General features: G+C 67.6%; 26 protein-coding genes. 11 read left to right on the top strand and 15 right to left on the bottom strand.

The genetic code is table 11. From position 1 onward, the window contains the following. Positions 1-50 precede the first annotated feature (50 nt). Positions 51-1,394 (bottom strand): dicarboxylate/amino acid:cation symporter, encoded by a 1,344-nt coding sequence (locus BM133_RS02845; RefSeq protein WP_093431500.1) that lies wholly within the window; start codon positions 1,392-1,394, stop codon positions 51-53. A gap of 126 nt (positions 1,395-1,520) precedes the next feature. Beyond that, positions 1,521-2,258, bottom strand: a complete 738-nt coding sequence (phbB, locus tag BM133_RS02840) for an acetoacetyl-CoA reductase (protein WP_093431499.1) — start codon at positions 2,256-2,258, stop codon at positions 1,521-1,523. Between the two features lie 193 nt (positions 2,259-2,451). On the opposite strand from phbB, the gene BM133_RS02835 reads away from it, so the two are divergent. Both BM133_RS02835 and BM133_RS02830 read left to right on the top strand, forming a co-directional pair. After that, positions 2,452-3,102, top strand: a complete 651-nt coding sequence (locus tag BM133_RS02835; protein ID WP_093431497.1) for a DJ-1/PfpI family protein — start codon at positions 2,452-2,454, stop codon at positions 3,100-3,102. Then, positions 3,099-3,620: a CinA family protein gene (locus BM133_RS02830; RefSeq protein WP_093431496.1), complete on the top strand. Its 522-nt coding sequence runs from the start codon at positions 3,099-3,101 to the stop codon at positions 3,618-3,620. The genes BM133_RS02835 and BM133_RS02830 overlap by 4 nt, the downstream gene beginning before the upstream one ends. Positions 3,621-3,644: 24 nt before the next feature. Here the strand turns inward: BM133_RS02830 and BM133_RS02825 are convergent, their stop codons facing one another. From BM133_RS02825 to BM133_RS02800, 6 genes are all read right to left on the bottom strand, one after another. Beyond that, entirely contained in the window at positions 3,645-4,262 is a 618-nt protein-coding gene (locus BM133_RS02825; protein WP_093431494.1) for a hypothetical protein, read from the bottom strand. Between the two features lie 61 nt (positions 4,263-4,323). Then, positions 4,324-5,328, bottom strand: coding sequence for a tripartite tricarboxylate transporter substrate-binding protein (locus BM133_RS02820; protein ID WP_093431493.1), 1,005 nt, complete (start codon positions 5,326-5,328; stop codon positions 4,324-4,326). A 43-nt stretch (positions 5,329-5,371) separates the two neighbouring features. Then, entirely contained in the window at positions 5,372-6,229 is an 858-nt protein-coding gene (locus tag BM133_RS02815) for an HpcH/HpaI aldolase/citrate lyase family protein (RefSeq protein WP_093431491.1), read from the bottom strand. Next, on the bottom strand, positions 6,226-7,407 hold the full coding sequence (locus tag BM133_RS02810) for a CaiB/BaiF CoA transferase family protein (RefSeq protein WP_093431490.1): 1,182 nt from the start codon (positions 7,405-7,407) through the stop codon (positions 6,226-6,228). Before BM133_RS02810 ends, BM133_RS02815 begins: the two co-directional genes overlap by 4 nt. 19 nt (positions 7,408-7,426) lie before the next feature. Beyond that, a complete protein-coding gene (locus tag BM133_RS02805; protein WP_093431488.1) occupies positions 7,427-8,326 on the bottom strand; it encodes an HTD2 family dehydratase in 900 nt (299 codons plus the stop codon). Positions 8,327-8,333: 7 nt separating this feature from the next. Next, the gene (locus BM133_RS02800) at positions 8,334-9,311 is read right to left on the bottom strand and encodes a tripartite tricarboxylate transporter substrate binding protein (RefSeq protein ID WP_093434989.1); all 978 of its coding nucleotides are present in this window, start codon (positions 9,309-9,311) and stop codon (positions 8,334-8,336) included. A 107-nt stretch (positions 9,312-9,418) separates the two neighbouring features. On the opposite strand from BM133_RS02800, the gene BM133_RS02795 reads away from it, so the two are divergent. Both BM133_RS02795 and BM133_RS02790 read left to right on the top strand, forming a co-directional pair. Beyond that, positions 9,419-10,327 carry a LysR family transcriptional regulator gene (locus BM133_RS02795; RefSeq protein ID WP_093431487.1) on the top strand — a complete coding sequence of 303 codons (909 nt, stop codon included), beginning with the start codon at positions 9,419-9,421 and terminating at the stop codon, positions 10,325-10,327. Between the two features lie 84 nt (positions 10,328-10,411). After that, positions 10,412-11,314 carry a M23 family metallopeptidase gene (locus BM133_RS02790; RefSeq protein ID WP_177224699.1) on the top strand — a complete coding sequence of 301 codons (903 nt, stop codon included), beginning with the start codon at positions 10,412-10,414 and terminating at the stop codon, positions 11,312-11,314. 216 nt (positions 11,315-11,530) lie between these two features. Here the strand turns inward: BM133_RS02790 and yghU are convergent, their stop codons facing one another. Further along, positions 11,531-12,409, bottom strand: a complete 879-nt coding sequence (yghU, locus tag BM133_RS02785) for a glutathione-dependent disulfide-bond oxidoreductase (RefSeq protein ID WP_093431484.1) — start codon at positions 12,407-12,409, stop codon at positions 11,531-11,533. A gap of 28 nt (positions 12,410-12,437) precedes the next feature. Between yghU and BM133_RS02780 the strand changes: the two genes are divergently transcribed. Continuing rightward, positions 12,438-13,070, top strand: a complete 633-nt coding sequence (locus BM133_RS02780; protein WP_093431482.1) for a glutathione S-transferase family protein — start codon at positions 12,438-12,440, stop codon at positions 13,068-13,070. A 33-nt stretch (positions 13,071-13,103) separates the two neighbouring features. Here the strand turns inward: BM133_RS02780 and BM133_RS02775 are convergent, their stop codons facing one another. Next, positions 13,104-14,282 (bottom strand): acetyl-CoA C-acetyltransferase, encoded by a 1,179-nt coding sequence (locus BM133_RS02775; RefSeq protein ID WP_093431481.1) that lies wholly within the window; start codon positions 14,280-14,282, stop codon positions 13,104-13,106. Positions 14,283-14,330: 48 nt separating this feature from the next. Beyond that, complete coding sequence (locus BM133_RS02770) at positions 14,331-16,082, bottom strand: PHA/PHB synthase family protein (RefSeq protein ID WP_093434987.1); 1,752 nt, start codon at positions 16,080-16,082, stop codon at positions 14,331-14,333. A 113-nt stretch (positions 16,083-16,195) separates the two neighbouring features. Between BM133_RS02770 and BM133_RS02765 the strand changes: the two genes are divergently transcribed. Then, a complete protein-coding gene (locus BM133_RS02765; RefSeq protein ID WP_093431479.1) occupies positions 16,196-16,540 on the top strand; it encodes a hypothetical protein in 345 nt (114 codons plus the stop codon). On the opposite strand, the gene pgeF is transcribed toward BM133_RS02765, so the two are convergent. From pgeF to BM133_RS02750, 3 genes are read right to left on the bottom strand one after another with little or no spacing between them, the layout of a single operon-like run. Further along, a complete protein-coding gene (gene pgeF, locus BM133_RS02760) occupies positions 16,472-17,266 on the bottom strand; it encodes a peptidoglycan editing factor PgeF (protein WP_093431478.1) in 795 nt (264 codons plus the stop codon). The two genes, BM133_RS02765 and pgeF, sit on opposite strands and share 69 nt — an antisense overlap. After that, positions 17,267-17,905, bottom strand: a complete 639-nt coding sequence (maiA, locus tag BM133_RS02755; protein ID WP_093431476.1) for a maleylacetoacetate isomerase — start codon at positions 17,903-17,905, stop codon at positions 17,267-17,269. Positions 17,906-17,935: 30 nt separating this feature from the next. Next, positions 17,936-18,844 carry a tetratricopeptide repeat protein gene (locus tag BM133_RS02750; protein WP_093431475.1) on the bottom strand — a complete coding sequence of 303 codons (909 nt, stop codon included), beginning with the start codon at positions 18,842-18,844 and terminating at the stop codon, positions 17,936-17,938. Positions 18,845-19,001: 157 nt separating this feature from the next. Here BM133_RS02750 and BM133_RS02745 point away from each other — a divergent pair, with 157 nt between their 5' ends. The 5 genes from BM133_RS02745 to BM133_RS02725 all read left to right on the top strand — a co-directional run bounded on the left by BM133_RS02745 (position 19,002) and on the right by BM133_RS02725 (position 21,783). Beyond that, entirely contained in the window at positions 19,002-19,703 is a 702-nt protein-coding gene (locus BM133_RS02745; RefSeq protein WP_093431473.1) for a fumarylacetoacetate hydrolase family protein, read from the top strand. A gap of 17 nt (positions 19,704-19,720) precedes the next feature. Beyond that, the gene (locus tag BM133_RS02740; RefSeq protein WP_093431472.1) at positions 19,721-20,272 is read left to right on the top strand and encodes an NUDIX hydrolase; all 552 of its coding nucleotides are present in this window, start codon (positions 19,721-19,723) and stop codon (positions 20,270-20,272) included. A gap of 8 nt (positions 20,273-20,280) precedes the next feature. Next, positions 20,281-20,769, top strand: a complete 489-nt coding sequence (locus tag BM133_RS02735) for a CreA family protein (RefSeq protein ID WP_093434985.1) — start codon at positions 20,281-20,283, stop codon at positions 20,767-20,769. A gap of 128 nt (positions 20,770-20,897) precedes the next feature. Then, entirely contained in the window at positions 20,898-21,401 is a 504-nt protein-coding gene (locus BM133_RS02730) for a murein hydrolase activator EnvC family protein (RefSeq protein ID WP_093431470.1), read from the top strand. Between the two features lie 124 nt (positions 21,402-21,525). Then, on the top strand, positions 21,526-21,783 hold the full coding sequence (locus tag BM133_RS02725) for a hypothetical protein (RefSeq protein ID WP_093431469.1): 258 nt from the start codon (positions 21,526-21,528) through the stop codon (positions 21,781-21,783). Between the two features lie 134 nt (positions 21,784-21,917). Here BM133_RS02725 and BM133_RS02720 read toward each other — a convergent pair whose 3' ends face one another. Continuing rightward, positions 21,918-23,543 (bottom strand): phospholipase D family protein, encoded by a 1,626-nt coding sequence (locus tag BM133_RS02720; protein ID WP_093431467.1) that lies wholly within the window; start codon positions 23,541-23,543, stop codon positions 21,918-21,920. Positions 23,544-23,631 lie beyond the last annotated feature (88 nt).

The following is a 23,631-nucleotide window of genomic DNA, read 5'->3' as shown; positions in this document are numbered from 1 at the left end:
GCACCCGATGCCCTGCGCACTCGGGCACGCCGTGGGGTGTGCCCGGGTGGTCAACCGACCATCTTGCTGTCGCGGGCGCCTTCCAGCGCTTCAGGCTCCTGCGCCTCCACCCAGGTCTCGTTGTTGAGGCCCGCCTGCAGCCGCTCGGTGTCGAGCTCGTTGGTCCACTTGGCCACCACGATGGTCGCCACGCCGTTGCCGATCAGGTTGGTCAGCGCGCGCGCCTCCGACATGAAGCGGTCGATGCCCAGGATGAGCGCGAGGCCCGCCACGGGCACATGGCCCACCGCCGAGAGCGTGGCCGCCAGCACGATGAAGCCGCTGCCCGTGACGCCCGCCGCGCCCTTGGAGGTGAGCAGCAGTACCGCGAGCAAGGTGATCTCCTGCACCAGCGTCATCGGCGTGTTGGTGGCCTGCGCGATGAACACCGCCGCCATCGTGAGGTAGATCGAGGTGCCGTCCAGGTTGAACGAGTAGCCGGTGGGAATCACCAGGCCCACGCAGGTCTTGTTCGCGCCCAGGTTCTCCATCTTTTCCATCATGCGCGGGAGCACCGATTCGCTGGAAGACGTGCCCAGCACGATCAAGAGCTCTTCCTTGATGTACTTGATGAACTTCCAGATGCTGAACCCGTGGAAGCGCGCAATGAGCCCGAGCACCACGAAGATGAACAGGAGGCAGGTCAGGTAGAACGTGCCCATCAGCTTGCCCAGCGAGAACAGGCTGCCCACGCCGTACTTGCCGATGGTGAAGGCCATCGCGCCGAAGGCGCCGATGGGCGCGAGCTTCATGATGTAGTTGACGATGCCGAAGAGCACGTGCGAGCCCTTCTCGATCACGTCGAACACCAGCGTGCCGCGGCCGCCGAACTTGTGCAGCGCAAAGCCGAACAGCACCGCGATCAGCAGCACCTGCAGGATCTCGCCCTTGGCGAAGGCGTCGACCAGGGTGTTGGGAATGATGTTGAGGATGAAGTCGACCGTGCCGGTCATCTTGCCCGGGCCGGTGTACGAGGCGATCGCCTTGGTGTCCAGCGTGGTCGGGTCGATGTTCATGCCCGCGCCGGGCTTGAGCACGTTGACCAGCACGAGGCCCACCACCAGCGCGATGGAGCTCACGACCTCGAAGTACAAAAGCGCCAAGCCGCCGGTCTTGCCGACCTTCTTCATGTCTTCCATGCCCGCGATGCCGACCACCACCGTGCAGAAGATGATCGGCGCGATGATCATCTTGATGAGCTTGATGAAGCCGTCGCCCAGCGGTTTCATCGCCTCCCCGGTCGAGGGATAGAAATAGCCCAGCAGCACGCCGATGATCACCGCGGTGATCACCTGCACGTAGAGGGAGCGGTACAGCGGTAGCTTCTTGGCGGGTGTGTTTGTTGTGTGTTCCATGACTTGCCTCCGGAAGGGTTGGGAACTGTAGGCCGGGATCAGGTGTTTTCCATTCGTAGAAGCCACATTTTTCCAATGAAAAAACCCGCCGAAGCGGGTTTTTCGATCAGGTCGCAGTCAGCATGCTCAGTGCATGTGCAGACCGCCGTTGACCGAGAAGTCGGCCCCCGTCGAGTAGCCGCCTTCGTCGGTAGCCAGCCACGAGATGATCGAGGCGATCTCGCTCGGCTCGCCCAGGCGCTTGACCGGGATGGTGGCCACGATCTTGTCGAGCACTTCCTGGCGGATGGCCTTGACCATGTCGGTGCCGATGTAGCCCGGGCTCACGGTGTTGACCGTCACGCCCTTGTTGGCCAGCTCCTGCGCCAGCGCCATCGTGAAGCCGTGCATGCCGGCCTTGGCCGCCGAGTAGTTGGTCTGCCCCGCCTGGCCCTTGGCGCCGTTGACCGAGCTGATGTTGATGATGCGGCCCCAGCCCTTTTCCACCATGTCGCCCACCACCTGCTTGGTGACGTTGAACATGCTGTTCAGGTTGGTCTCGATGACCGCGCTCCAGTCCTCGGGCGTCATCTTCAGGAACATGCGGTCGCGCGTGATGCCGGCGTTGTTGACCAGCACGTCGATGGCGCCATGCGCTGCCTTGGCGGCGGAGAAGGCCTCGACGGTGGATTGCCAGTCGCCGACGTTGCCGACGGAGGCGTGGAACTCGAAGCCTTCGGCTTTCTGTTCGGCCAGCCACTTGGCATGGTCGCGCGTAGGGCCGCAACCGGCGACCACGGTGAATCCGTCTCGGTGCAGACGTTGGCAGATGGCTGTTCCGATGCCACCCATGCCCCCGGTGACATATGCAACTTTCTTGCTCATGAAATTTCCTTGATGTGTGCTTAGCAAAAGCCTGAACGGCCGCCTTCACTCTAGCCATTTTCACGCCATCGACCTCTGAGGAAAACACTGAGCCAGGCTTGCAACCAGCTGTCACGGAGAGCGCGCGGGTGCAACCTATATGCTCAGGTCTGTACGCTCTTGCTCACGCATTGCCCTCAAGGAGTTCGAAAGTATGAATTTCGGAATCATCGTATTCCCCGACGTCGAGGAACTCGATTTCGTCGGGCCCTGGGAAATGCTCACCATGTGGAGCAAGCTCGCCGCGGGGCCGCAGCACTGCCTGATCGTCGCCGAGAAGCCCGAACCCGTGGTCTGCGCCAAGGGCCTTTCGGTCAATCCGCACGTGTCCTTTGCCGACTGCCCGCCGCTGGACTACCTGCTCGTGCCCGGCGGCATGGGCACGCGGCGCGAGGTCGACAACCCCGCGATGGTGCAGTTCCTGGCCGCGCAGGCGCCGGGGTGCAAGGCGCTGCTGTCGGTGTGCACGGGTGCCTTCGTGCTGCATGCGGCGGGGCTTCTCTCCGGCAAGACCGCGACCACGCACTGGGGTTCGCTCGATCGCCTGCGCGCGCTCGGCGACGTGAAGGTGGTCGAGCAGCGCTTCGTGCAGGACGGGGATGTGTGGACATCGGCGGGCGTCTCGGCCGGTACCGACCTGATGCTCGCCTTCATCGCCCACACGGCCGGCGAGGAAGCCGCCGCCAAGGTGCAGCTGCAGGCCGAGTACTACCCGGCGGACACGGTCTACGGCAGCACGGCGAGCCACGAGCGCGCGCCGGCGTATGTGCGGCAGCCGGGTGGCACGCTGCGAAAGACGCCATGAGCGCCGCACCTTCGCCCGAACTGGAGCCGCTCGCCGTGCTCGCCGCCCGCGTCGGCGCCACGCTGCGCGAACGGCGGCAGACGGTGGCGGTCGCCGAGTCTTCCGCGGGTGGCCTCGTATCGGCCGCCCTCCTCGCCATTCCCGGCGCATCGGCCTTCTTCCTCGGCGGCGCGGTCATCTATTCGCGTCGCGCCGGAAAGGCACTGCTCGGGCTCACGCGCGAAGACATCGGCGACATGCGCGGGGAAACCGAGCCCTACGCCCGGTTCATCGCAGCCCGCATCCGCGAGAGCCATCGCGCGACATGGGGCATCTGCGAGAGCGGCGCGGCCGGGCCTTCGGGCAGTCCGTACGGCGATGCGCCGGGGCATGTGTGCGTGGCCGTCATGGGCGCGGTCACGGTGAGCCGCACCATCGAGAACGGCAACACCGACCGCCCCCGGAACATGGTCACATTCGCGCGCCAACTGCTTTCGCTGTTCGACGAGACACTGGCGGCCGAGGCACCGCCCTTGTGATTCGGCGCGGACAGGGCCCGCCGCTCATCCGTTCAACCGCAGTCCTTCGCCGGCCCAGGCTTCGACGCGACGCTGGCAGGCGGCGATCCATGCGGTGCGCTCCTTGCCCTTGCGTTCTGGCACGTTCTGCACAAGGCCGTCGGGGTGACGCAATCCCGCCGCATAGCGCCTTTGCGCATCTTCACTGGCCGGCACGAAGGCGAAATGCGTGCGGGAGAATTCGTCGAACTGCGCATCCCACGCATGGAAGACGAGGTTGTACTGCGGGTCGTCGGCGTCCTCGTCGTAGCGCTCGAGGTCCTGCTTGAGCGGCTTGCGCCCGCCAAACCCCGGCACCGGAGAGCGCAGCGCGGTCCATGCCATGCGGCCATCGGACGAAAAGCGCACGACAAGAAGGCCGGGGTCCCACTCCACGCACCAGAGCAGGTCCTCGTCGTCCAGCACGTAGCTGAATCGCGCGCCGGTGTGCAGGATCATGGCCGGGCCCTGCAGGTAGGTCTCATCGTCCAGGGGCTGCAATGTGGGCAGCACGCGCTCACGAAGAAAGCGCACCTCATCCTCGGACACGGGCGCCGTGTGCATCACCTCGTGCCCTCGCTTGTTCCGTACGAAGATCGCGTATTGCATCAGGCTGTTCTGCACTGTCCCCTCCTCCCCAAAAAAGGCGCCAGTGTAGTGGCCGGCTTTCCGCCGGCCCCGAAGATCAATCCGCCTGCACGCCCGCGGCGCGGATCACCTTGCCCCACTTCTCCACCTCCGCCGCGAGGTGCGTGCGCAGGCTCTCCGGCGTCTGCTTGTCCAGCGGCACGATCTCCGAGCTGAGTTCGGCCAGGCGGTGCTTGACCATGTCGTCCTGCAGCGCGGCGCGCAAGGCCACGTTCAGCTTCTCGACCACCGCCGGCGGCGTGCCCTTGGGCGCATACACGCCGTGCCACACGCGCACGTCGAAGCCCTTCAGGCCCTGCTCGTCGAGCGTCGGGATGTTGGGCATGCTGGACAGGCGCTTGGGCGTGGTCACGCCGAACACCTTCACGCGGTTGCCGTCCTTGATGACCGGCGCGGTCTGCGTGGTCTGGTCGCACAGGAGGTCGACCTGCCCGCCCATCAGGTCGTTGAGCGCCGGGCCCGCGCCCTTGTACGGCACGGTCGTCAGTTGCACGCCGATCTGGTTCATGAACAGCAGCCCGCACAGCTGCGACACCGCGCCCACGCCCGCATTCGCCAGCGTGACCTTGTCCTTGTTGGCCTTCACGTAGGCCAGCAGTTCGGGATAGGTGCTGGCGGGAAAGTCCTTGCGCGAGAGCAGCGTCATCGGCACATCGAGCACCTGGCCGATGTACTCGAAGTCCTTCAGCGGGTCGTAGTTGAGCTTCTTGTAGAGCGCGGGCGCGGTGGCCATGCCCATGTGGTGGATGAGGATGGTGTAGCCGTTGGGCGCCGCCTTGGCCACGCGCGTGGGCGCGATGGTGCCGCCCGCGCCCACGGTGTTCTCCACGATCACCGTCTGGCCGAGCGACTTGCCCATGGGAATGGCCAGCATGCGCGCCACCACGTCGGTGGGGCCGCCGGCCGAATACGGCACGACCATGGTGATGGGCTTGTCGGGCCAGTGCGCCTGCGCGACGGCCGGCGATTGCGCGGCCACGAGGCATGCGCCCAGCGATGCGGCGATCAGGGTGCGTGTTTTCCAGTTCTTCTTCAGGTTCACTTTTTGTCTCCTAGGTTGTTGGATCTGTCTTCTGCGTTCGGAATCAGGAAGGCGGCTGCGCATCGAGCGCGAGCAGGCGTTCGGCCAGGCGCACCACCGGCGCATCGACCATGCGCCCGTCCAGGCTGACCACGCCGCCGCCCGCGGACCGGATCGCGTCGATCACGCGGCGCGCCCATGCGAGCTCGTCGGCGCTCGGGCCGAGTGCGGCATGCACCGGGGCGACCTGGTCCGGATGAATGCACAGCTTGGCGCCGAAGCCGCCGCGACGCGCACGGGCCGTGTCGACGGCGAGGCGTTGTGCGTCGCGCCAGTCGGCGGTCACACCATCGATGGGCGCTGGCAGTCCGGCGCGTCGCGTGGCCAGCAGCAGTGCGAGACGGACGGGCACCAGTTCGGCTTCGTCCGCATCGCAGGCCAGGCCGACGTCTGCCTGGAAATCGAGATTGCCGAAGGCGAGGCGAAGCACCTGTGGGGCCGCTGCGATTTCCTCCAACGCAGCGAGACCCGCGGCAGATTCGATGAGCGGCACGAGCAGGCCTTTCGCGCCGACGGCTTCGACCAACTGCCGCAGGTCGCCGGCGCGCTCGGCCTTGGGCAGCACCACGCCCGCGATCAGGCCTTGCGCGACCAGCGCGGCCACGGTCTTGCGGTCGTCGTCGTGCCACGGCGTGCCGCTGGCGTTGATGCGCACCAGCAGGCGTTGGCGATCCGCTTCGGGCAACGCGGCGAACGACGCTGCGAGGCCTTCGCGCGCCGACGCCTTGCGCTCGGGCGCGACCGCATCTTCCAGATCGACGATCACGCCACCCGTGCCCGCATCCAGCGCGCGCGCATGACGCTCGGGCCGGTCGGCCGGTACGAAGAGAAAGGTGCGCGCCAGCGCGAGCGGCGAGTTCAAACCGCCCTCGCCTCGCGCAACGCCGCGATGTCGGCTTCGCCGCGGCCCAGGCTGCGCAGGATCGCCTCGGTGTGCTGCCCAACCGCCGGGATCGCATCCATGCGGTAGTCGAACGCGCTCTGGCGCCCGGCCGGCAGCAGCGCCGGAATATCGCCGGCCGGCGAACCCACCTGCCGCCAGCGATCGCGCGCCTGCAACTGCGGATGCGCCCAGAGCCCGGCCATGTCGTTCATGCGCGCGTTGGCGATCTGCGCGGCATCCAGACGCTCCAGCACCTGCGCCGTGCTGAGCGCGCCGAAGGTCTCCCCGATGATCGCGCGCAGGGCCTCGCGGTGTTCGTTGCGCCGTGCGTTGCTGTCGAAGCGCGCATCGGTCGCCAGCCCCGCCTGCAGCAGCACCTTCTCGCAGAAGGTGCGCCACTCGCGCTCGTTCTGCAGGCCCAGCATCACCGTGCCGCCATCGCCCGCGGGGAACGGGCCGTAGGGGTAGATGGTCGCGTGCGAAGCGGCGCTGCGCGGCGGCGGCGGCGCGCCTTCGTAGGCGTAGTACATCGGGTAGCCCATCCACTCGGCGAGCGATTCGAGCATCGACACGTCGATGTGCGAGCCCTTGCCGGTCTTGCCGCGCTGCAGCAGCGCCGCGAGGATGCCCGTGTACGCGTACATGCCCGCCGCGATGTCGGCGATGGAGTTGCCCGACTTGCACGGGTCCCCGGGCGTGCCGGTGACCGAGAGGAAACCCGCTTCGCTCTGGATCAGCAGGTCGTAGGCCTTCTTGTCGCGGTACGGGCCGTCTTCGCCGTAGCCCGAGATGTCGCAGACGATGAGCCGCGGGTGCCTGGCCTGCAGCACTTCGGCGCCCAGCCCCATGCGCGCGGCCGCGCCGGGTGCGAGGTTCTGCACCAGCACGTCGGCATCGGCCACCAGTTCCCGCAGCACCGCGAGCGCGGCGGGTTGCTTCAGGTCCAGCGTGAGGCTTTCCTTCGAGCGGTTCACCCACACGAAGTGCGAGGCCTCCCCGCCCACGCGCCCGTCGTAGGCGCGCGCGAAGTCGCCCACTTCGGGGCGCTCCACCTTGATGACGCGGGCGCCGAGGTCCGCCAGCTGGCGGGTGCAGAACGGCGCAGCGATGGCGTGTTCGAGCGAGATGACGGTGATGCCGTCCAGGGGTCTTGTCATGTGTGTGTTCCTGAATGCCTCAAGCCAGCACGGCCGTGGCCTGCATCGTGAGCCAGCCGTCGGCGTCTTCGCCCCAGAGGCTGAAGGTCTTGCCATCGCTGCTGCCTTCCGCGGGCTTGCCGTGCAGGCGGAACGGCGCGATGTCGAAGGTCGGCCGCACGGCACGGAACTCGAAGCGCGCGAGTTGCGCGCCCGGCACGTGGCGCCGCAGCAGGTCGACCAGCAGCGTCGCGATCAGCGGGCCGTGCACGATCAGGCCCGGATAGCCCTCGACCTCGGTCACGTAGCGCCGGTCGTAGTGGATGCGGTGGCCGTTGAAGGTGAGCGCCGAGTAGCGAAAGAGCAGCACGTCGTCGGGCACGATCTCGCGGCTGAAGGCGGCGTCTTTCGGGGCGGGCGTGGGGGGCGGCGCCTTCTCGCCGGGCGCGGCGGCGGCGCGGTAGACGATGTCGTGCTCTTCGGTCAACGCGAGGCCGCGTTCGTTGCGCACCTCGTGGCGCACGAGCACGAAGACCAACTCGCCGGTGCGGCCGGCCTTGTGGGTGACCGAGGCGATGGTCGAGGTGCGCTCGATCTTGTCGCCGACCTGCAGCAGGTTGCCCGCTTCCCAGTTCAGGCGCCCGCCCGCCCACATGCGACGCGGCAGCGGCACGGGCGGGAGGAACCCGCCGCGCTTGGCATGGCCGTCTTCGCCGATCTCCGATTGACGGTGGTGCGGCAGGAAGTAGAGCCAGTGCCAGAGCGCGGGCAGGCGCGTGCCGGCGGCGGGCGGCGCGTCGTCGCGGTCGAGCGTGGCGGAGAGCGCGCGCACGGGCGCGGCGGTGATGTCGTCGGCCAGCGTCTCGCTGCGGCCTTGCCAGGCCTGCAGTTTCGCGAGCGCGTCGGCATCGATCGATGGGGTGGGGTTTTCAGGGTTCATGGTTTCGTCAATCGACCGCAGCGCCGGAGGCCTTGACGATGCGCGCCCACTTGGCGAGGTCGTCCTGCAGCAGCTTTGTGAATTGCTCGGGGGTTGTGGGCGCCGCGATCTCGACGCCTTGCTGGTCGAGCTTGTCGCGCAGGTCCTTGGCGGCGAGCGCCTTGCGCGTCGCGTCCTGCAGGGTGGCGAGCACGTCGGCCGGCACGCCCGCGGGCGCGAAGAGGCCGATCCACAGCGTGCCGTTGTAGCCCGGCACCGCCTCGGCGATGGTGGGCACGTCGGGCAGCACCGGCGAGCGCCTGTCGCCGCTCACGGCCAATGCGCGCAGCTTGCCGGCCTTGATGTGCGAGAGCGCCGAAGGCAGGCTCGCGAACACGATCGGCAGTTGCCCGCCCAGCACGTCGTTGAGCGCGGGCGCCACGCCCTTGTAGGGCACATGCTGCAGCGAGATGCCGGCCATGCTGTTGAGCATTTCGCCCAGCAGGTGGTTGAGCGTGCCGTTGCCGGCCGAGGCGTATTGGTAGCTGGCGCCCTTGTCCCGCGCGAGCTTCAGGAATTCGCCGAGGTTCTTCGCGGGGAACGTGGGGTTCACCAACAGCACGTTGGGCACCGCGCCGACGAGGCCGACGGGCTTGAAGTCCTTCACCGGGTCGAAGCCCGGGTTCTTGTAGAGCGCCGGGTTGATCGCCTGGCTGCTGCTGATGGTCATGAGCAGCGTATAGCCGTCCTTCGGGCCCTTGGCGACCAGCTGCGTGCCGATGTTGCCGCCCGCGCCGGGCCGGTTGTCGACGACCACGCTGGCGTGGTTCATCACCTCGCCGAGCTTCTGGCCGACGAGGCGGCCGACGATGTCGTTGGTGCCGCCCGCGGCCTGCGGCACGACCAGCGTGATGGGGCGCGAGGGATAGGGCTGTGCGGTTGCAGGGCTCGCGGCGATCAGCGTGGCTGCGGCGAGCGAAAGAAGCGCGAGGGCGCGGAATGTCATCGTCTTTGTCTCCATGGCCGCATGGTCGTGCGCCACGGCAGCGCGCGCAATCTGCGATTTCGGAACCCAGGCTTCTGGAATTCCGAAGGCTCGGGCTACGATGCGCCATGCTTTTCGACCTGACCGACCTGCGTCTTTTCGTTGCCACCGCCGAGCTCGGCAACCTCACGCGGGCCGCTGAGCGGCAGCACCTGTCGCTGGCCGCGGCCAGTGCGCGCATCAAGGCGCTGGAGACGCAGGCAGGGCTGCAGCTGCTGCAGCGCGAAGCGCGCGGCGTGCGTCTCCTGCCGCCGGGAGAAGCCTTTCTTCACCACGCACGCCTCGTGCTCAACCAGACCGAGCAGCTGCGCGACGACCTGCTCGAATACGGTGGAGGCCTGCGGGGCCATCTGCGCGTGTTCGCCAACACCACCGCAGTGACCGATTTCCTGCCCGAGATCCTGCCCGCCTTCCTCGCGCGCAACCCGCGCATCAACGTCGACCTTCAGGAAAAACCGAATGCTCAGATCCCGCGCGGCGTGCTCGACGGCCGGGCCGACATCGGCATCGTCGCGGGCCGCGTCGACACGCTGGGCCTGGAGGCGATCCACTTCAGCACCGACCGGCTGGTGCTGGTCACCTCGCGCAAGCACCGCTTTGCCAAGCGCCGCAGGATTTCATTCGCCGAGACGCTCGATGAAGACGCCATCGGCATGCAGCAAGGCAGCACGCTGCAGACCTTCCTCGCGCAGATCACCGACAACCTGGGCAAGCGCCAGAAGCTGCGCATCCAGCTGGGCAGCTTCGATGCGATGTGCCGGATGATCGGCAGCGGCGTGGGCATCGGCGTGGTGCCCGAATCGGCGGCGCGGCGCAACCAGGAGAGCATGCAGCTCGCGCTGATCGACCTCGGCGATGCGTGGTGCGTGCGGGAGCGGTACCTGCTGGTGCGCAGCCGGGCGGCGCTGCCGATTTACGCACAGGCGCTGGTGGACACGCTGTGCCAGCACTATGCGGTGCAGGCAGCATCGACCTGAAACGGGCCCTCGAGGAGCGCCATGTCCCCCCGCGTTGCGGGTGGTTGCATCGGCAACAAGCCGGTCGCCCTAGCATGCGGGCGCATGGAACATCTGCTCCCGCTGGCCATCCTCCTGGCCGTCTGCATTGCCTTTCCGATCGGCCTCGCATGGCGGATCGCTAAACTGGACGAGGCATCGCGCGGCGCCTGGGCCCTGAAGGCCGCGGACAGCCTCCTGTTCTTCGGCCTGATCCTGCTCGTGGGACGCTGGGATATTGCAGGGCTCTGGACGCGGGCCGTGCTCGTCGTGCTGGTGCTGCTCGCGTTCGCCGCCTCGTGGTGGCGGCACGCGCGCCGGCCGTGGGCGCTGGTGCGGCCGCTGTGGCGCGCGCACGGGGTGACGCTGGTCTCGCTGGTTTTCTACGCGACAGCCTTCGGTTATCTCGCCGTCGGCCTCGCACCTGCAGGATCGCCGACCTCGCTCGCGTTCCCGCTCGAAGGCGGCCGCTTCATGGTCGCGCAAGGCGGGAACCGCACGCTGTTGAACCATCACCATGCGCACCGCCGCCAACGGCATGCGAGCGACATCGTTGCCGTCGGCCCTGCGGGATTTCGCGCGATCGGCGCCGCGCCCGCCGACCTGTCGCGGTACGTCGTGCATGGCGCGAAGGTGGTGAGCCCCTGCACAGGCACGGTGGCGAGCGTGCGGGACGGGCTGCCCGATCTGGCCCCGCCCCGGCGCGACAAGGCCAACGCTTCGGGCAACCACATCGTGATCCGCTGCGACGCGCTGCAGGTCGAACTCGCTCACCTTCGGCAAGGCAGCGTCGTGCATAAGGCGGGCGATGCGGTGACCGTGGGCCAGCGCGTGGGGGCGGTGGGCAACTCGGGCAACACCACCGAGCCCCATCTGCACATCCATGCGGTCGATGCAGTCACGGGGGAGGCGGCGGAGATCGCATTCGACGGCGAGGTGCCGGTGCGCAATCGGATCTTCGAGCGCTGACATTGAGCGTTGCCGGTGGCGCCCGAGGCCTTTTCTCGTGGTATTGCGCCAACTTGCAGGCCGGACCTCAGGCCCGCGATCTCATCCCCATTTTCTGTGCACAACTTTGGGGACAACTCACGTGGAGCCTTGTAAAACGGATTTAACTCGTTGTTCTACAAAGGGATTCCACACTTTGCTCAAAAATCAGGCGGTGAACAAGTCGGGCCGCGGTGTTCAGTCCGGCGCTGTGAGCTTGTCCTGCGTCCGGGTGTCGAAATCGCCGGCGTCGTGGCGCTCGTGCAGCTGGCTCTCGGGCTGGCCCCAGGCGCGGTTGACCATGCGGCCGCGCTGCGCCGCGGGGCGCTGCGCGATCTCGTCGTTCCAGCGCAGCACGTTCTTGTACTCGCTCACCTGCAGGAATTCGCCCGATTCGTAGAGCTGCCCCTTGGCGAGCGCGCCGTACCAGGGCCAGACGGCGATGTCGGCAATCGAGTAGTCGTCGCCGGCCAGGTAACGGCTTTCGGCCAACCGGAGGTCGAGCACGTCGAGCTGGCGTTTCACTTCCATCGCGAAACGGTCGATCGCGTATTCGATCTTCGTCGGGGCGTAGGCATAGAAGTGGCCAAAGCCGCCGCCCAGGTACGGCGCGCTGCCCATCTGCCAGAACAGCCACGACAGGCATTCGGCGCGGGCCGCGCGTTCGGTCGGGAAAAACGCGCTGCCGAACTTCTCGGCCAGGTACTGCAGGATCGCGCCGGACTCGAACACCCGGATGGGGGTCGCGCCGCTGCGGTCCATCAGCGCGGGGATCTTGGAATTGGGGTTCACCGCCACGAAGCCGCTGCCGAACTGGTCGCCCTCGCTGATGCGGATCAGCCAGGCGTCGTACTCGGCGCCTGCATGGCCCAGCGCCAGCAGTTCTTCGAGCATCACGGTCACTTTCACGCCATTGGGCGTCGCCAGCGAATAGAGTTGCAGTGGGTGCCGGCCCACCGGCAGGTCCTTCTCATGGGTGGCGCCTGCGATGGGGCGGTTGATGTTCGCGAAGCGGCCGCCGCTTTCCTTGTTCCAGGACCAGACGGTGGGCGGCGTATAGGCGGTCGTGCCATTCATGCAATGAATTCCGGGAGTTGGACAGACGATGATCATTCTCTATGACTGCGCCACCGCGCCGAGCCCGCGCCGCGCGCGCATCCTGCTTGCAGAGAAGGGCATTGCCCACGAGACGGTGCAGGTCGATCTGGTTCGTGGTGAGCAACTGGGCGAGGCCTACCGCGCGATCAATCCGCAATGCACGGTGCCGGCACTGCGCACCGAAGAAGACGGCCTGCTGACCGACAACGCCGCCATCGCGGCCTGGCTGGAAGCGCAGTACCCCGAGCCGCCACTGCTGGGCCGCACGCCCGCAGAAAAGGCGGAGATCGCCAGCTGGAACTGGCGCGTCGAGTTCGAGGGTTTGTTGCCGATCGCCGAGGCGCTGCGCAATGGCTCGCCTGCCATGGCCGACCGGGCGCTGCCCGGCCCGGTGAACTACGCGCAGATTCCGGAGCTGGCACAACGCGGGCTGGCCCGGGTGCAGCATTTCTTCCAGACGCTGAACGACCGGCTGGCCGGCCGCGAGTTCATCGCCACCGACCGGTTCAGCCTGGCCGACATCACCGCCGTGGTGGCGGTGGATTTCGCGCGCGTGGTGCGCATCAAGCCCGGGGAACAGCACCCCGAGCTCGTGCGCTGGCGCGCTGCGATGGCCGAGCGGCCGTCGATGTCGCGCTGAGCGGCAACGACGGCGCGCCTGGCGCCGTGGCGATCAGCGCTCGATGGTCAGCGCCACGCCCATGCCGCCGCCGATGCACAGCGAGGCGATGCCCTTCTTGGCGTTCTGGCGCTGCATCTCGTGCAGCAGCGTCACCAGGATGCGGCAGCCCGACGCGCCGATCGGGTGGCCGATGGCGATGGCGCCGCCGTTCACGTTGACCTTGTTCACATCCCAGCCCATTTCGCGGTTCACCGCGCAGGCCTGTGCGGCGAAGGCTTCGTTGATTTCCAGCACGTCGAGGTCGGCGGCCTTCCAGCCGGCGCGCTGCAGCGCCTTGGTCGATGCGGGCACCGGGCCCATGCCCATGATGGCCGGATCGAGCCCGGCGGTGGCGTAGCTGGCGATGCGGCCGAGCGGCTTCAGGCCGAGCGCGGCGGCCTTCTTGGCCGTCATCACCATCACGGCGGCGGCGCCGTCGTTCAGGCCCGAGGCATTGCCCGCGGTCACGCCGCCGGCCTTGTCGAAGGCGGGGCGCAGGCCCGCCAGGCCTTCGGCGTTGGTCTTGCGGTTGATGAACTCGTCCTGGCTGAAGACGATCGGGTCGCCCTTCTTCTGCGGAATGCTCACGCCGACGATCTCGTCCTTGAACTTGCCGGCGTCCTGCGCGGCGGCGGCCTTGGTCTGGCTGGCGAGTGCCAGTTCGTCCTGCGAGGCGCGGTCGATGCCGTACTTCTTGGCGACGTTCTCGGCGGTGATGCCCATGTGGTACTGGTTGTAGACGTCCCACAGGCCGTCCACGATCATGGTGTCGACCAGCTTCCAGTCGCCCATGCGCTGGCCGTTGCGCGAGTTGGGCAGCACGTGCGGCGCGGCGCTCATGTTCTCCTGGCCGCCGGCGATGACGATCTCGCTGTCGCCCGTGGCCACGGCCTGCGCCGCAAGCATCACGGCCTTCAGGCCCGAGCCGCAGACGGCGTTGATGGTGAGCGCCGGGGTTTCCTTGGCGCCGCCGCTCTTGAGCCATGCCTGGCGCGCGGGGTTCTGGCCGGCGCCGGCCGCCAGCACCTGGCCCATGATGGCCTCGCCGACCTGCTCGGCCGTGAGGTTGGCGCGCGCAATCACTTCCTTGATGACCAGGGCCCCCAGCTCGGTGGCCGCGATGCCGGCGAGCGAGCCGCCGAACTTGCCGACCGGCGTGCGTGCGGCCGAAACGATGACGATGTCTTCCATGTGGTTCTCCGTTGAAGTGATGTTGAAGTCGGTTGTTGCGAGGTCGGCTCAGGCCCTGGCCTTGACGTAGCGTCCCGGTGCCGGCTCGATGGCCTTGTAGACCTTGCCGTTGCCGTAGCCCTTGGGCGCGGCCACCTGCTTGCCCGCGTGGCCCTTGAGCCATTGTGCCCAGTCGGTCCACCAGCTGCCGGGGTGCTCGGCGGCACCGGTCAGCCACTCGGCCTGCGTCTTGGGGAACTTGCCGTCGTCGCGGATCCAGTGGCTGCGCTTTTTCTTGGCGGGCGGATTGATCACGCCGGCGATGTGGCCCGAGGCGCCCATGACGAAGCGCTTCTTGCCCGGCAGCAACTGCGTGGAGGCATACGCGCCGCCGATGGGCACGATGTGGTCTTCGCGCGAGCCGTAGATGTAGGCCGGGACGTCGATCTTTCCGAGGTCGATCTTCTGGCCGCACACCGTGAGCGCATTGGGCTTGGCGAGCTTGTTCTCGTGATAAGTGTTGCGCAGGTACCAGGCGTAGAACGGGCCCGGCAGGTTGGTGGCATCGCTGTTCCAGTAGAGCAGGTCGAACGGCGGCGGCGTTTCGCCCTTCAGGTAGTTGCCGACCACGTAGTTCCACACGAGGTCGTTGGGCCTGAGGAAACTGAAGGTGGAAGCCAGGTCGCCCCCGGGCAGCAGGCCGCCCTTGCCCAGCTGCATTTCGCGGTACGCAACCATCGTCTCGTCCACGAAGATGTCCAGGATGCCGGTGTCGCTGAAGTCGAGGAACGTGGTGAGCAGCGTGACCGACGAAGCGGGCTTTTCGCCGCGGCCCGCGAGCACGGCCAGTGCGGTGCTGAGGATGGTGCCGCCCACGCAGAAGCCCAACGCGTTGATCTGCTTGCTGCCGCTGATGTCCTGCACCGTGTGGATCGCCTGGATCGCGGCGTTCTCGATGTAGTCGTCCCAGGTGGCCTTGGCGAGCGACTCGTCGGGGTTGCGCCAGCTCACCACGAACACGCGATGGCCCTGCTCGTTCGCATAGCGGATCAGCGAGTTCTCGGGCTGCAGATCGAGGATGTAGAACTTGTTGATGCACGGCGGCACCAGCAGGAAGGGCCGCTCGTACACCTTGGCGGTGAGCGGCTTGTATTCGAGCAGCTGGAAGAACTCGTTCTCGAACACCACCGCGCCCTCGGTGGTGGCCACGTTGCGCCCCACTTCGAAGGCGCTCTCGTCGGTCATGCTCAGGTGTCCCTGCTTCACGTCGTTGAGCAGGTTCTGGATGCCCTTGGCGATGCTCTCGCCCTGCGAGTCGATGGCCTTCTTTTGAGCCTCGGCGTTGAAGGCGAGCGAGTTGCTGGGGGAAGAAGCGGCCATCCATTGCTCGACCGCGAAGCGCAGCCGCGCCTTGGTCTTTTCGTCGGCATCGATGGCCTCGGCCATGCTGAGCATCGTGCGGCCGTTGAGCAGGTACACGGCCGCCGAGAAGGCCGCGAGCGGATTGCTGCCCCATGCATCGGATGCGAAGCGCTTGTCGCCTTCGGGCTTGGCCTGGAAACCCTGGCCCCAGAGCGCCGTGGCCTCGGCGACGTACTGCTGCTGGATGGATTGGAGCTTCTGGGGATCGATGGCGATCTTCGGCAGATCGGGCATCTGTGCGCCCTGCGGCATCTGCCACAGCGGGCTGCCGCCGACATCGAAGGCCGAGGCCCCCTTCGCGGCGGACTGCTGGAACGATGCCAGCGCCTGGGTCCATCCCTCGGAAAGTGCCTGCTGGAAGGGCGCGAATGCATCCGCCCCCGTCGCTTGTTGCTTCATCATGTCTCCTGGTCCTCGCCTGAATCGAATCCGGATGGGTGCGTGTTTTGAGTATCCTGCATTCGCACGGCACCGACAACGCCGCTCTTTCCTCTTACCGACTGAAACTTCTCGTGTTCATACATCTGGTCGTGATCGGCTGGCTCTACGTCGTCGTGATGATGGCGGTGGCCGAAGCCACCAACACCACGGGCACCGTGCTGGGCGCCATCTTCACATTTCTTTTGTACGGATTGGCGCCGGTGGCACTGGTGGTTTACCTGATGGGGACGCCGGGGCGGCGCCGCGCGATCAAGCAGCGCGAGGCCGACGCGCAGGAAGCGGCACGCCGCGCCGCCGCGGAGGCCACGAAGGCCACGGAGGCAACAGCCGCCAAGGAACCCGAAGACTCAGGCCTTCCAGACCAGCGCGGCGAAGCGCCCGCTGACGCCGTCCCGCCGGTGCGAAAAGAAACGTGACGGGTTGGCGACGGTGCACCACGCATCGCCGCCGTCGTTGCCGTACACCGCATCGACACCGGCCGCGCGCAGCCGCTGGCGCGCGAGCGCGGGCAGGTCCGCCAGCCATTTGCCGGCCGCGCCCGCGGGCTTGAAACAGTTGGCAGCTTCCGGCGCATGCGCCGCGAAAGCCGCCTTCACCTCCGCACCGACCTCGAAGGCCTTCGGGCCGATGCACGGGCCGAGCCACGCGATGACCCTGCCGTCGCCGCGCGCCGGTCCGGCCTGAGGCTCGGACGCAAAGCAGCGGGCCGTTTCCTCGAGCACGCCGCCCGCAAGGCCGCGCCAGCCCGCATGCGCGGCCGCCACCCTTTGGCCCGACTCGTCGGTGAAGAGCACCGGCAGGCAGTCCGCCACCATGATCGTGCAGGCCAGCCCGACCGCCGTGGCCGTGCAGGCATCGGCCACCGTGGCGTCGCGCACGAGGTCCGATTCGGCATCGAGCGTCACGACGCCCGTGCCGTGCACCTGCTGCAGGAACACCGGCCGCGCGGCGATGGCCTGCCCGAGGCGCTGGCGGTTCTCGGCCACGTCGGCGGCCAGGTCGCCCACGTGATCGCCCAGGTTCAGGCTTTCGTAGCGGCCGTGCGAAACGCCGCCCTCGCGCGTGGTGCACACCGCCCGCACGTTCGCCGGTGCGGGCCAGTCCGGCACCAGCCAGCGCGGATCGATGACGGCGGCGTTCAATCAGGCTTCCGCGTCGGGGGATTGCGAGGGCTGCGCGCGCTGGAAGGCCTCCAGCTGCATGCACGCGTCGAAGGCGGCCATGCTGCGCGGCAGGCCGCTGAAGTCGCAGTCGAAGCGGCGGCCGTTGAAGATCTGCGGCACCAGGCAGCAATCGGCCAGCGTGGGCGTGTCGCCATAGCAGAAGGTGCTGCCGGGATGCAGCGCGAGTTGGCGCTCGAAGGCCTCCATGCCATCACGCACCCAATGGCGGTACCAGGCGTTCTTGGCTTCGTCGTCCAGCTTCAGGTCCTTCACGAGGTACTTGAGCACGCGCAGGTTGTTGAGTGGATGGATCTCGCAGGCAATGGACTGCGCCAGCGCGCGCACATGGGCGCGGCCCACCGGGTCGCTCGGCAGCAGCGGCGGCTCGGGGTGCGTCTCGTCCAGGTATTCGATGATGGCCATCGACTGCGAGAAACGCTCGCCTTCGTCTTCGAGCAGCGGCACGAGCTTGTCGGCCGAGAGGGTGGCGTAGGGGCCGGTGCGGTGTTCGCCGCGCGCGATGTGCACGGGAACGTACTCGTAGTCCAGGCCCTTCAGGCTGAGGGCGATGCGCACGCGGAACGAGGAGGAGGAGCGGAAATAGTTATGCAGCTTCATGATTTTCCAAGGATAGCGCTCGCCAGCACGCTAGGAACGCGGGGTGGCCTGCAGCACGCAACCGAAATCGCGAAGCCCGGCCTTCGGTGTGAGTTGGCGCCATTCGTCCAGGATGCGGCGCGCATGCGCCTCCTCGCGTGCGGCGATGCCGATGTGCCATGGCCCGAAGGCCTCGGGCGGCTCGCCGGGCGCATGGTTGTGCTCGCCGTCGGGCCGGCCTTCCGAGCAGGCCTTGCAGAGCACCTGGATGCTGGTGGTCCAGTTCTCGGCGGCAGCGCCGGCGGCTTCGAAACGCTGGATGAGCGCGCCGATGTCTTCTTCTGCCGCGTCGTCGATCGAGACTTCGTAGGTCGAATAGTCCGAGGGTGCGATGAGTTCCAGCGCATCGAACACCGGAATCTCCCGGTCGCCGCGCTTGCGATAGCCGTTGGCCGCGCCGTCGTGCAGCACCAGGTCGCCGAAGCGGTGCCCGCAGGCGGGCGACGGCACGTTGCGCAGGATGGCGCGGGCCGGGTCGATGCGGTCCGACCAGACGACCTCGCTGGCCTCGTCGCCATGCACGCGGATCGGCGTGAGCCCGATGAAGAAGTCGACCGGCCCGTCGCCCTCGGGCACCTGGATGCCGTACTGCTGCCAGGCCCGCCGCGCCGTCGTCCAGTCGCCGAGGGCGGTGGCGGCGATGCCCAGGTTCCACAGCGCGCCCTCGTTGCCCGGCTCGCATTGCACGGCCCGCGCGTTGGCCTGCAGCGACGCGGCCCATTCGCCGCGGTACTTGTGGATGAGGCCGGTGTTGTACCAGGGCACCGACCAGCCGGGATGGATGGCGCTCGCCTGGGCGTAGGCCTCCAGGGCGGCGTCCTGGTCGCCCTCTTCGTCGCGCTGGCGGCCGAGTTCGTTGAGGGCGGTGGCTTTGCTGGCTTTGCCGATTCGAAGGGGCATGGTGTGGCGGGGAATTCGAGGAAATAGTTCGAAGGACACGCAGGACGCCTATTGTGAAGCGCCCGGAAATCCCGTTTCCAGCGCTCCGGCAACCCCGCCCCGCCTCTGGCACACTGCCGGTCTCCCCTCCCGTTTCGCTGAAAAAGGACACGTCGCAATGGCTTCCGAGTTTGTTTTCGCCCCGCCCGCCACCGTTTCGGTTCCGGTGGCCGGACATGCCGCCCGCTTTCCGGTGCACCGCATCTACTGCGTGGGCCGCAACTACGAAGATCACGCCAAGGAAATGGGTTTCACCGGCCGCGAGCCGCCCTTCTTCTTCATGAAGCCCACCGACGCGCTGGTGGTGGTCGACGAAGGCCAGACCGGCACCATGGCCTACCCCTCGCTCACCAAGAACCTGCACCACGAGATCGAACTCGTGGTCGCCATCGGCACAGGCGGCAAAAACATCTTGGCCGCCGACGCGCACAAGCACATCTACGGCTACGCCGTGGGCCTGGACATGACGCGCCGCGACCTGCAGGGCGAGATGAAGAAGCAGGGCCGCCCCTGGGACATCGGCAAGGGCTTCGAGCAGAGCGCGCCCATCGGCCCGATCGTGCCGGTAGCCCAGGCCGGCGATGCCGAGAACGCCGAAATCTCGCTGCAGGTGAACGGCACCGACCGCCAGCGCAGCACCGTGAGCAAGCTGATCTGGAACGTGGCCGAGACCATCGAGCACCTGTCGGCCGCCTGGGAGCTGCAACCGGGCGACCTGATCTACAGCGGCACGCCCGAAGGCGTGGCCGCCGTGGTCTCGGGCGACACGCTGGTCGGCGCCGTCGCCGGCCTGCCGACGCTCACGGTCAAGATCGCCTGAAGACGGCAGCACCGCCCATGCTCCTGCGCGTCCCCATCAAGCACTGCAAGAACTGCGGCACCGCGGTGGTCTACCGCATCCCGGACGACGGCGACACCAAGCCGCGCGCCGTCTGCCCGGCCTGCCACACGATCCACTACGAGAACCCGCTGAACGTGGTGGGCACCATCCCGGTCCTGGGCGACAAGGTGCTGCTGTGCAAGCGCAACATCGAGCCGCGCTGGGGCAAGTGGACGCTGCCGGCCGGCTTCATGGAGCTGGAGGAATCGGCCGCCCAGGGCGCTGCCCGGGAGACCGACGAAGAGGCCGGCGCGAACTTCGAGATGCAGGGCCTGTTCGCGGTGATCAGCGTGGTGCGCGTGGGCCAGGTCCACCTGTTCTACCGCGCGCGGCTCCTGGACGACACGTTCGATCCGGGCCACGAGACCATCGAGGCGAAGCTCTTCACCGAGGAAGAGATTCCCTGGGACGAGATCGCCTTTCGCACCGTGCGAGAGGCGCTGGAACATTTCTTCGAAGACCGGCGCCGCGGCAGTTTCGACCGCGTGCACGAGCTCAGCATCGTTTGACGAACCTCATGAACAAGACACTCCGCGCCACCCTCTTGTGCGGCGCCAGCCTCGGCTTTGCGCTGGCCGCCTCGGCGGCCAGGGCCGAAACGGTGGGCGAAGTCGACACCGCCTTCAAGCTCATCGGCCCCGACCACAAGATCGTGATCGAGGCCTACGACGACCCCAAGGTCAACGGCGTGACCTGCTATGTCTCGCGCGCCAAGACGGGCGGCATTGCCGGTGCGTTCGGCGTGGCCGAGGACAAGGCCGAGGCCTCCATCGCCTGCCGCCAGGTCGGGCCAGTCAATGTCACCCAGCCATTGCCCAAGCGCGAGGAGGTGTACAGCGAACGGCTCTCGGTGCTCTTCAAGCGCCTGCGCGTGGTGCGCATGGTCGATGCCAAGCGCAACACGCTGGTTTACCTCACCTACTCGGACCTCCTGATCGACGGTTCGCCCAAGAACAGCGTGACCGCGGTGCCCATCGATCGCGGCACGCCGATTCCGCTGAAATAGCCGCGATAGCCCTTCGCGCATTCCGCTCTTCCAGAGGGTACGCACGAGTTTGCTAGCATTCCCCGCGTGGCGCGCCCGGCGCGCCAGACCGCAGGAACCCTCCGCAACGAACCCGTTCCAACAGCGCCATGCACATCCAGACTTTTCTTTTCCGCACCGGCGCCGCAGCGCTGGTTGCCGCCGCCCTCGCCGCCTGCACCACCACGCCCCTGCCGCCGGCCCGGCCCGGCCAGACGGCCACGCCCCCCGTGCAGAAACAGGCGCTCTTCATCCGCCCCGCGAGCGGCACCACCATCGGCCGCTTCGACGGCGTGCGCAACAAGGGGCTGGACATCGCGGGCAACCTGGGCGACCCGATCGTGGCGTCGGCCGACGGCCGCGTGGTGTATGTGGGCGGCGAACTGCGCTCCTACGGCAACATGGTCATCGTCAAGCACAACGACACCTTCCTCACGGCCTACGCCCACGCGCAGACCATCCTCGTGAAGGAAAACGCGGTCGTGCGCCAGGGCGAGAAGATCGCCGAGATGGGCCGCAGCGATGCCGATCGCGTGAAGCTGCATTTCGAGATCCGAAAGAACGGCACCGCCGTCGATCCCGAGCCTTATCTGAACGGACGCCTGCAGGATTGAGCAGTCGGCGGCAGCCAGCCGCATTTCATCTTTCCTTCAGGCTATTTCCGCCATACGCACTAAGCTGCGTGCGACCGGGGCGGGGCACATCTTGCAGCCCTCCCCTTCGAAACGGAGAACGAACTTGCGTCTGATTCTTTGGGGCAGCCTTCTGGCGCTGAGCCTTGCGGGTTGCGAAACGACCCGCCAGGGCCGGGACCGCGATTACGACTACTACGGCCGCCCGCCGCCGCGGCCCTACTACGAGCCCGAGCGGGAAGCCCCGCGCGAGGGCCCGCGCCTGAGCGACATGCAGCAGCGTGCGCTGGACAACTGCATCGTGCTGCCCACCCGCCAGGACCGTGCGCGCTGCCGCGCGACGGTCATGTCGACGGTCCGCTAGGCACATCCGCCGACGAGCGGGCACCGGGCAACGAGCGCCGCGCCATCGATCAAGGCCTTTTGCCATCCGATCGATCACCGGCTGGATCACCAGGGGATCAGCGGGCAGATCAGCAGCAACAGGCCGACCAGAACCTAGAGCAGGCTCTCGGGCACCAGCGGCGCCAGCAGCTCCAGCTTCCAGCGCGCCCAGAAATGCGTTTCGGGCTCCGTGTGCAGGATGGTGTCGGCCGCATCGCCCGACGCCGGGCTCACCCATTCGATGCCGCCCCCGGAGCCCAGCTGCAACTGGTAGGCGCCGTCCAGGCGGATGAAGCCGATCAGGCTGGTGAGCTGCTGCGCGATCTGCGGGCTGAAGATGAAGATGCCGATCTCGGTGTTGTGCAGCTCCGAGCGCGGATCGAAATTCATCGAGCCGATGAACACCGTCTTGCGGTCGATCACCGCCGACTTGCCGTGCAGCCGCCCGCTGGCCGAGCCGTACATGCCGAAGCGCTTGGTCTCCTCCACCCGCTTGGGGCTGAGCTCGTAGAGCTCCACGCCCAGCCGCAGCATCTGGGCGCGGTAGCGCCGGTAGCCGATGTGCACCAGCGACTCGTCGGTGGCGGCCAGCGAATTGGTCACGATGCTGTAGCTCACGCCGTTGCCGCGGATGATGCGGATCGACTCCATGCCGCCGCGCCCGGGAATCAGGTAGGGCGTGGTCTGCATGATCTCGCTCTGCGCGCCGCGCAGATACCGCCGCACGTTGTAGAGCACGCTGTCGCTCGCCTCGTCGGCCGGCAGGCCGCGCGCCTCGGGCGTGGGCGCGAGGGCCTTGGCCGGCGGGTCGGCATAGGCCTCGGCGCGCGCCCAGACCAGCTTCAGCGTGCCCGCGTCCAGGTCCTTGGCCAGCGGGTTGTTGCCCAGCAGGTCGGTGGAGCCCGGCTCCTCGGGATGCAGCGTCTCCGGCCCGCTGGTCAGGCGATCGAAGCGCTCGCGCAGCTCCCTCGCCGATTCGCTGCCCTTGGCCACCAGCGATTCGATCGGGTACACGTAGGGGCTGTTCCAGTACATGTCGAACAGCGACGACAGCCGGGGCACCACGGCGCCGGCCACCAGCGTGTCGATGTCGATGAAGTTCGATCCCCCGTCGCGCAGGAAATACTCGTTGGCGATGTTGCGCCCGCCCATGACCGCCATCGTGTTGTCCACCACGTACAGCTTGTTGTGCATGCGGCGGTGCACGCGGTCGAAGTCGAACAGCGACGCGGCCCAGCGCGTGCCGAAGCGGTCGCGCCCCGCCGGGAACGGGTTGAACAGGCGCACTTCGACGTTCGGGTGCGAGGCAAAGCTGGTGAACAGCGGATCGGCGCCCGCCGTGTAGAGGTCGTCCACCAGGAGGCGCACGCGCACGCCGCGGTCGGCCGCGTCGCGCAGGGCGCGCAGCAGGTAGCGGCCGGTCTCGTCGTTCTGCACGAGGTAGTACTGCACGTCGATGGAGCGCTGCGCGCGGCGCGCGAGTTCGATGCGCGCATGCAGCGAGAACTGCGGCATCGGCAGCAGGCGGAATCCGCTCAGCGGTTCGCCGGGCGGCGCGGCCGCTTTCACGAGGCGGCCAAGCAGGGTGTCCGCGCCGTCGGCGATGGCCATCGAGGGCTTGCGCTGCACGTCGGTGGGCAGGCCCGCGCAACCGGCCATGCAGAGTGCGGCGATGCCGGCGATCAGCCACGCCAGCCACCGGGCGCACGGTTTTTCAACCCGATCAGGGAGGTGGAACATGGAAGCGAGAGAGGTGGGGCAAGCGCACGAAGCGCAATGGGAGGACATCCGCGGCTCGCGGTTTCTACCATGAGCGCGCGCCGTCGCC

The organism is Variovorax sp. 770b2 (assembly GCF_900115685.1).
Lineage (GTDB): Bacteria > Pseudomonadota > Gammaproteobacteria > Burkholderiales > Burkholderiaceae_C > Variovorax.
This window is presented reverse-complemented; position numbering and strand designations above follow the sequence as displayed.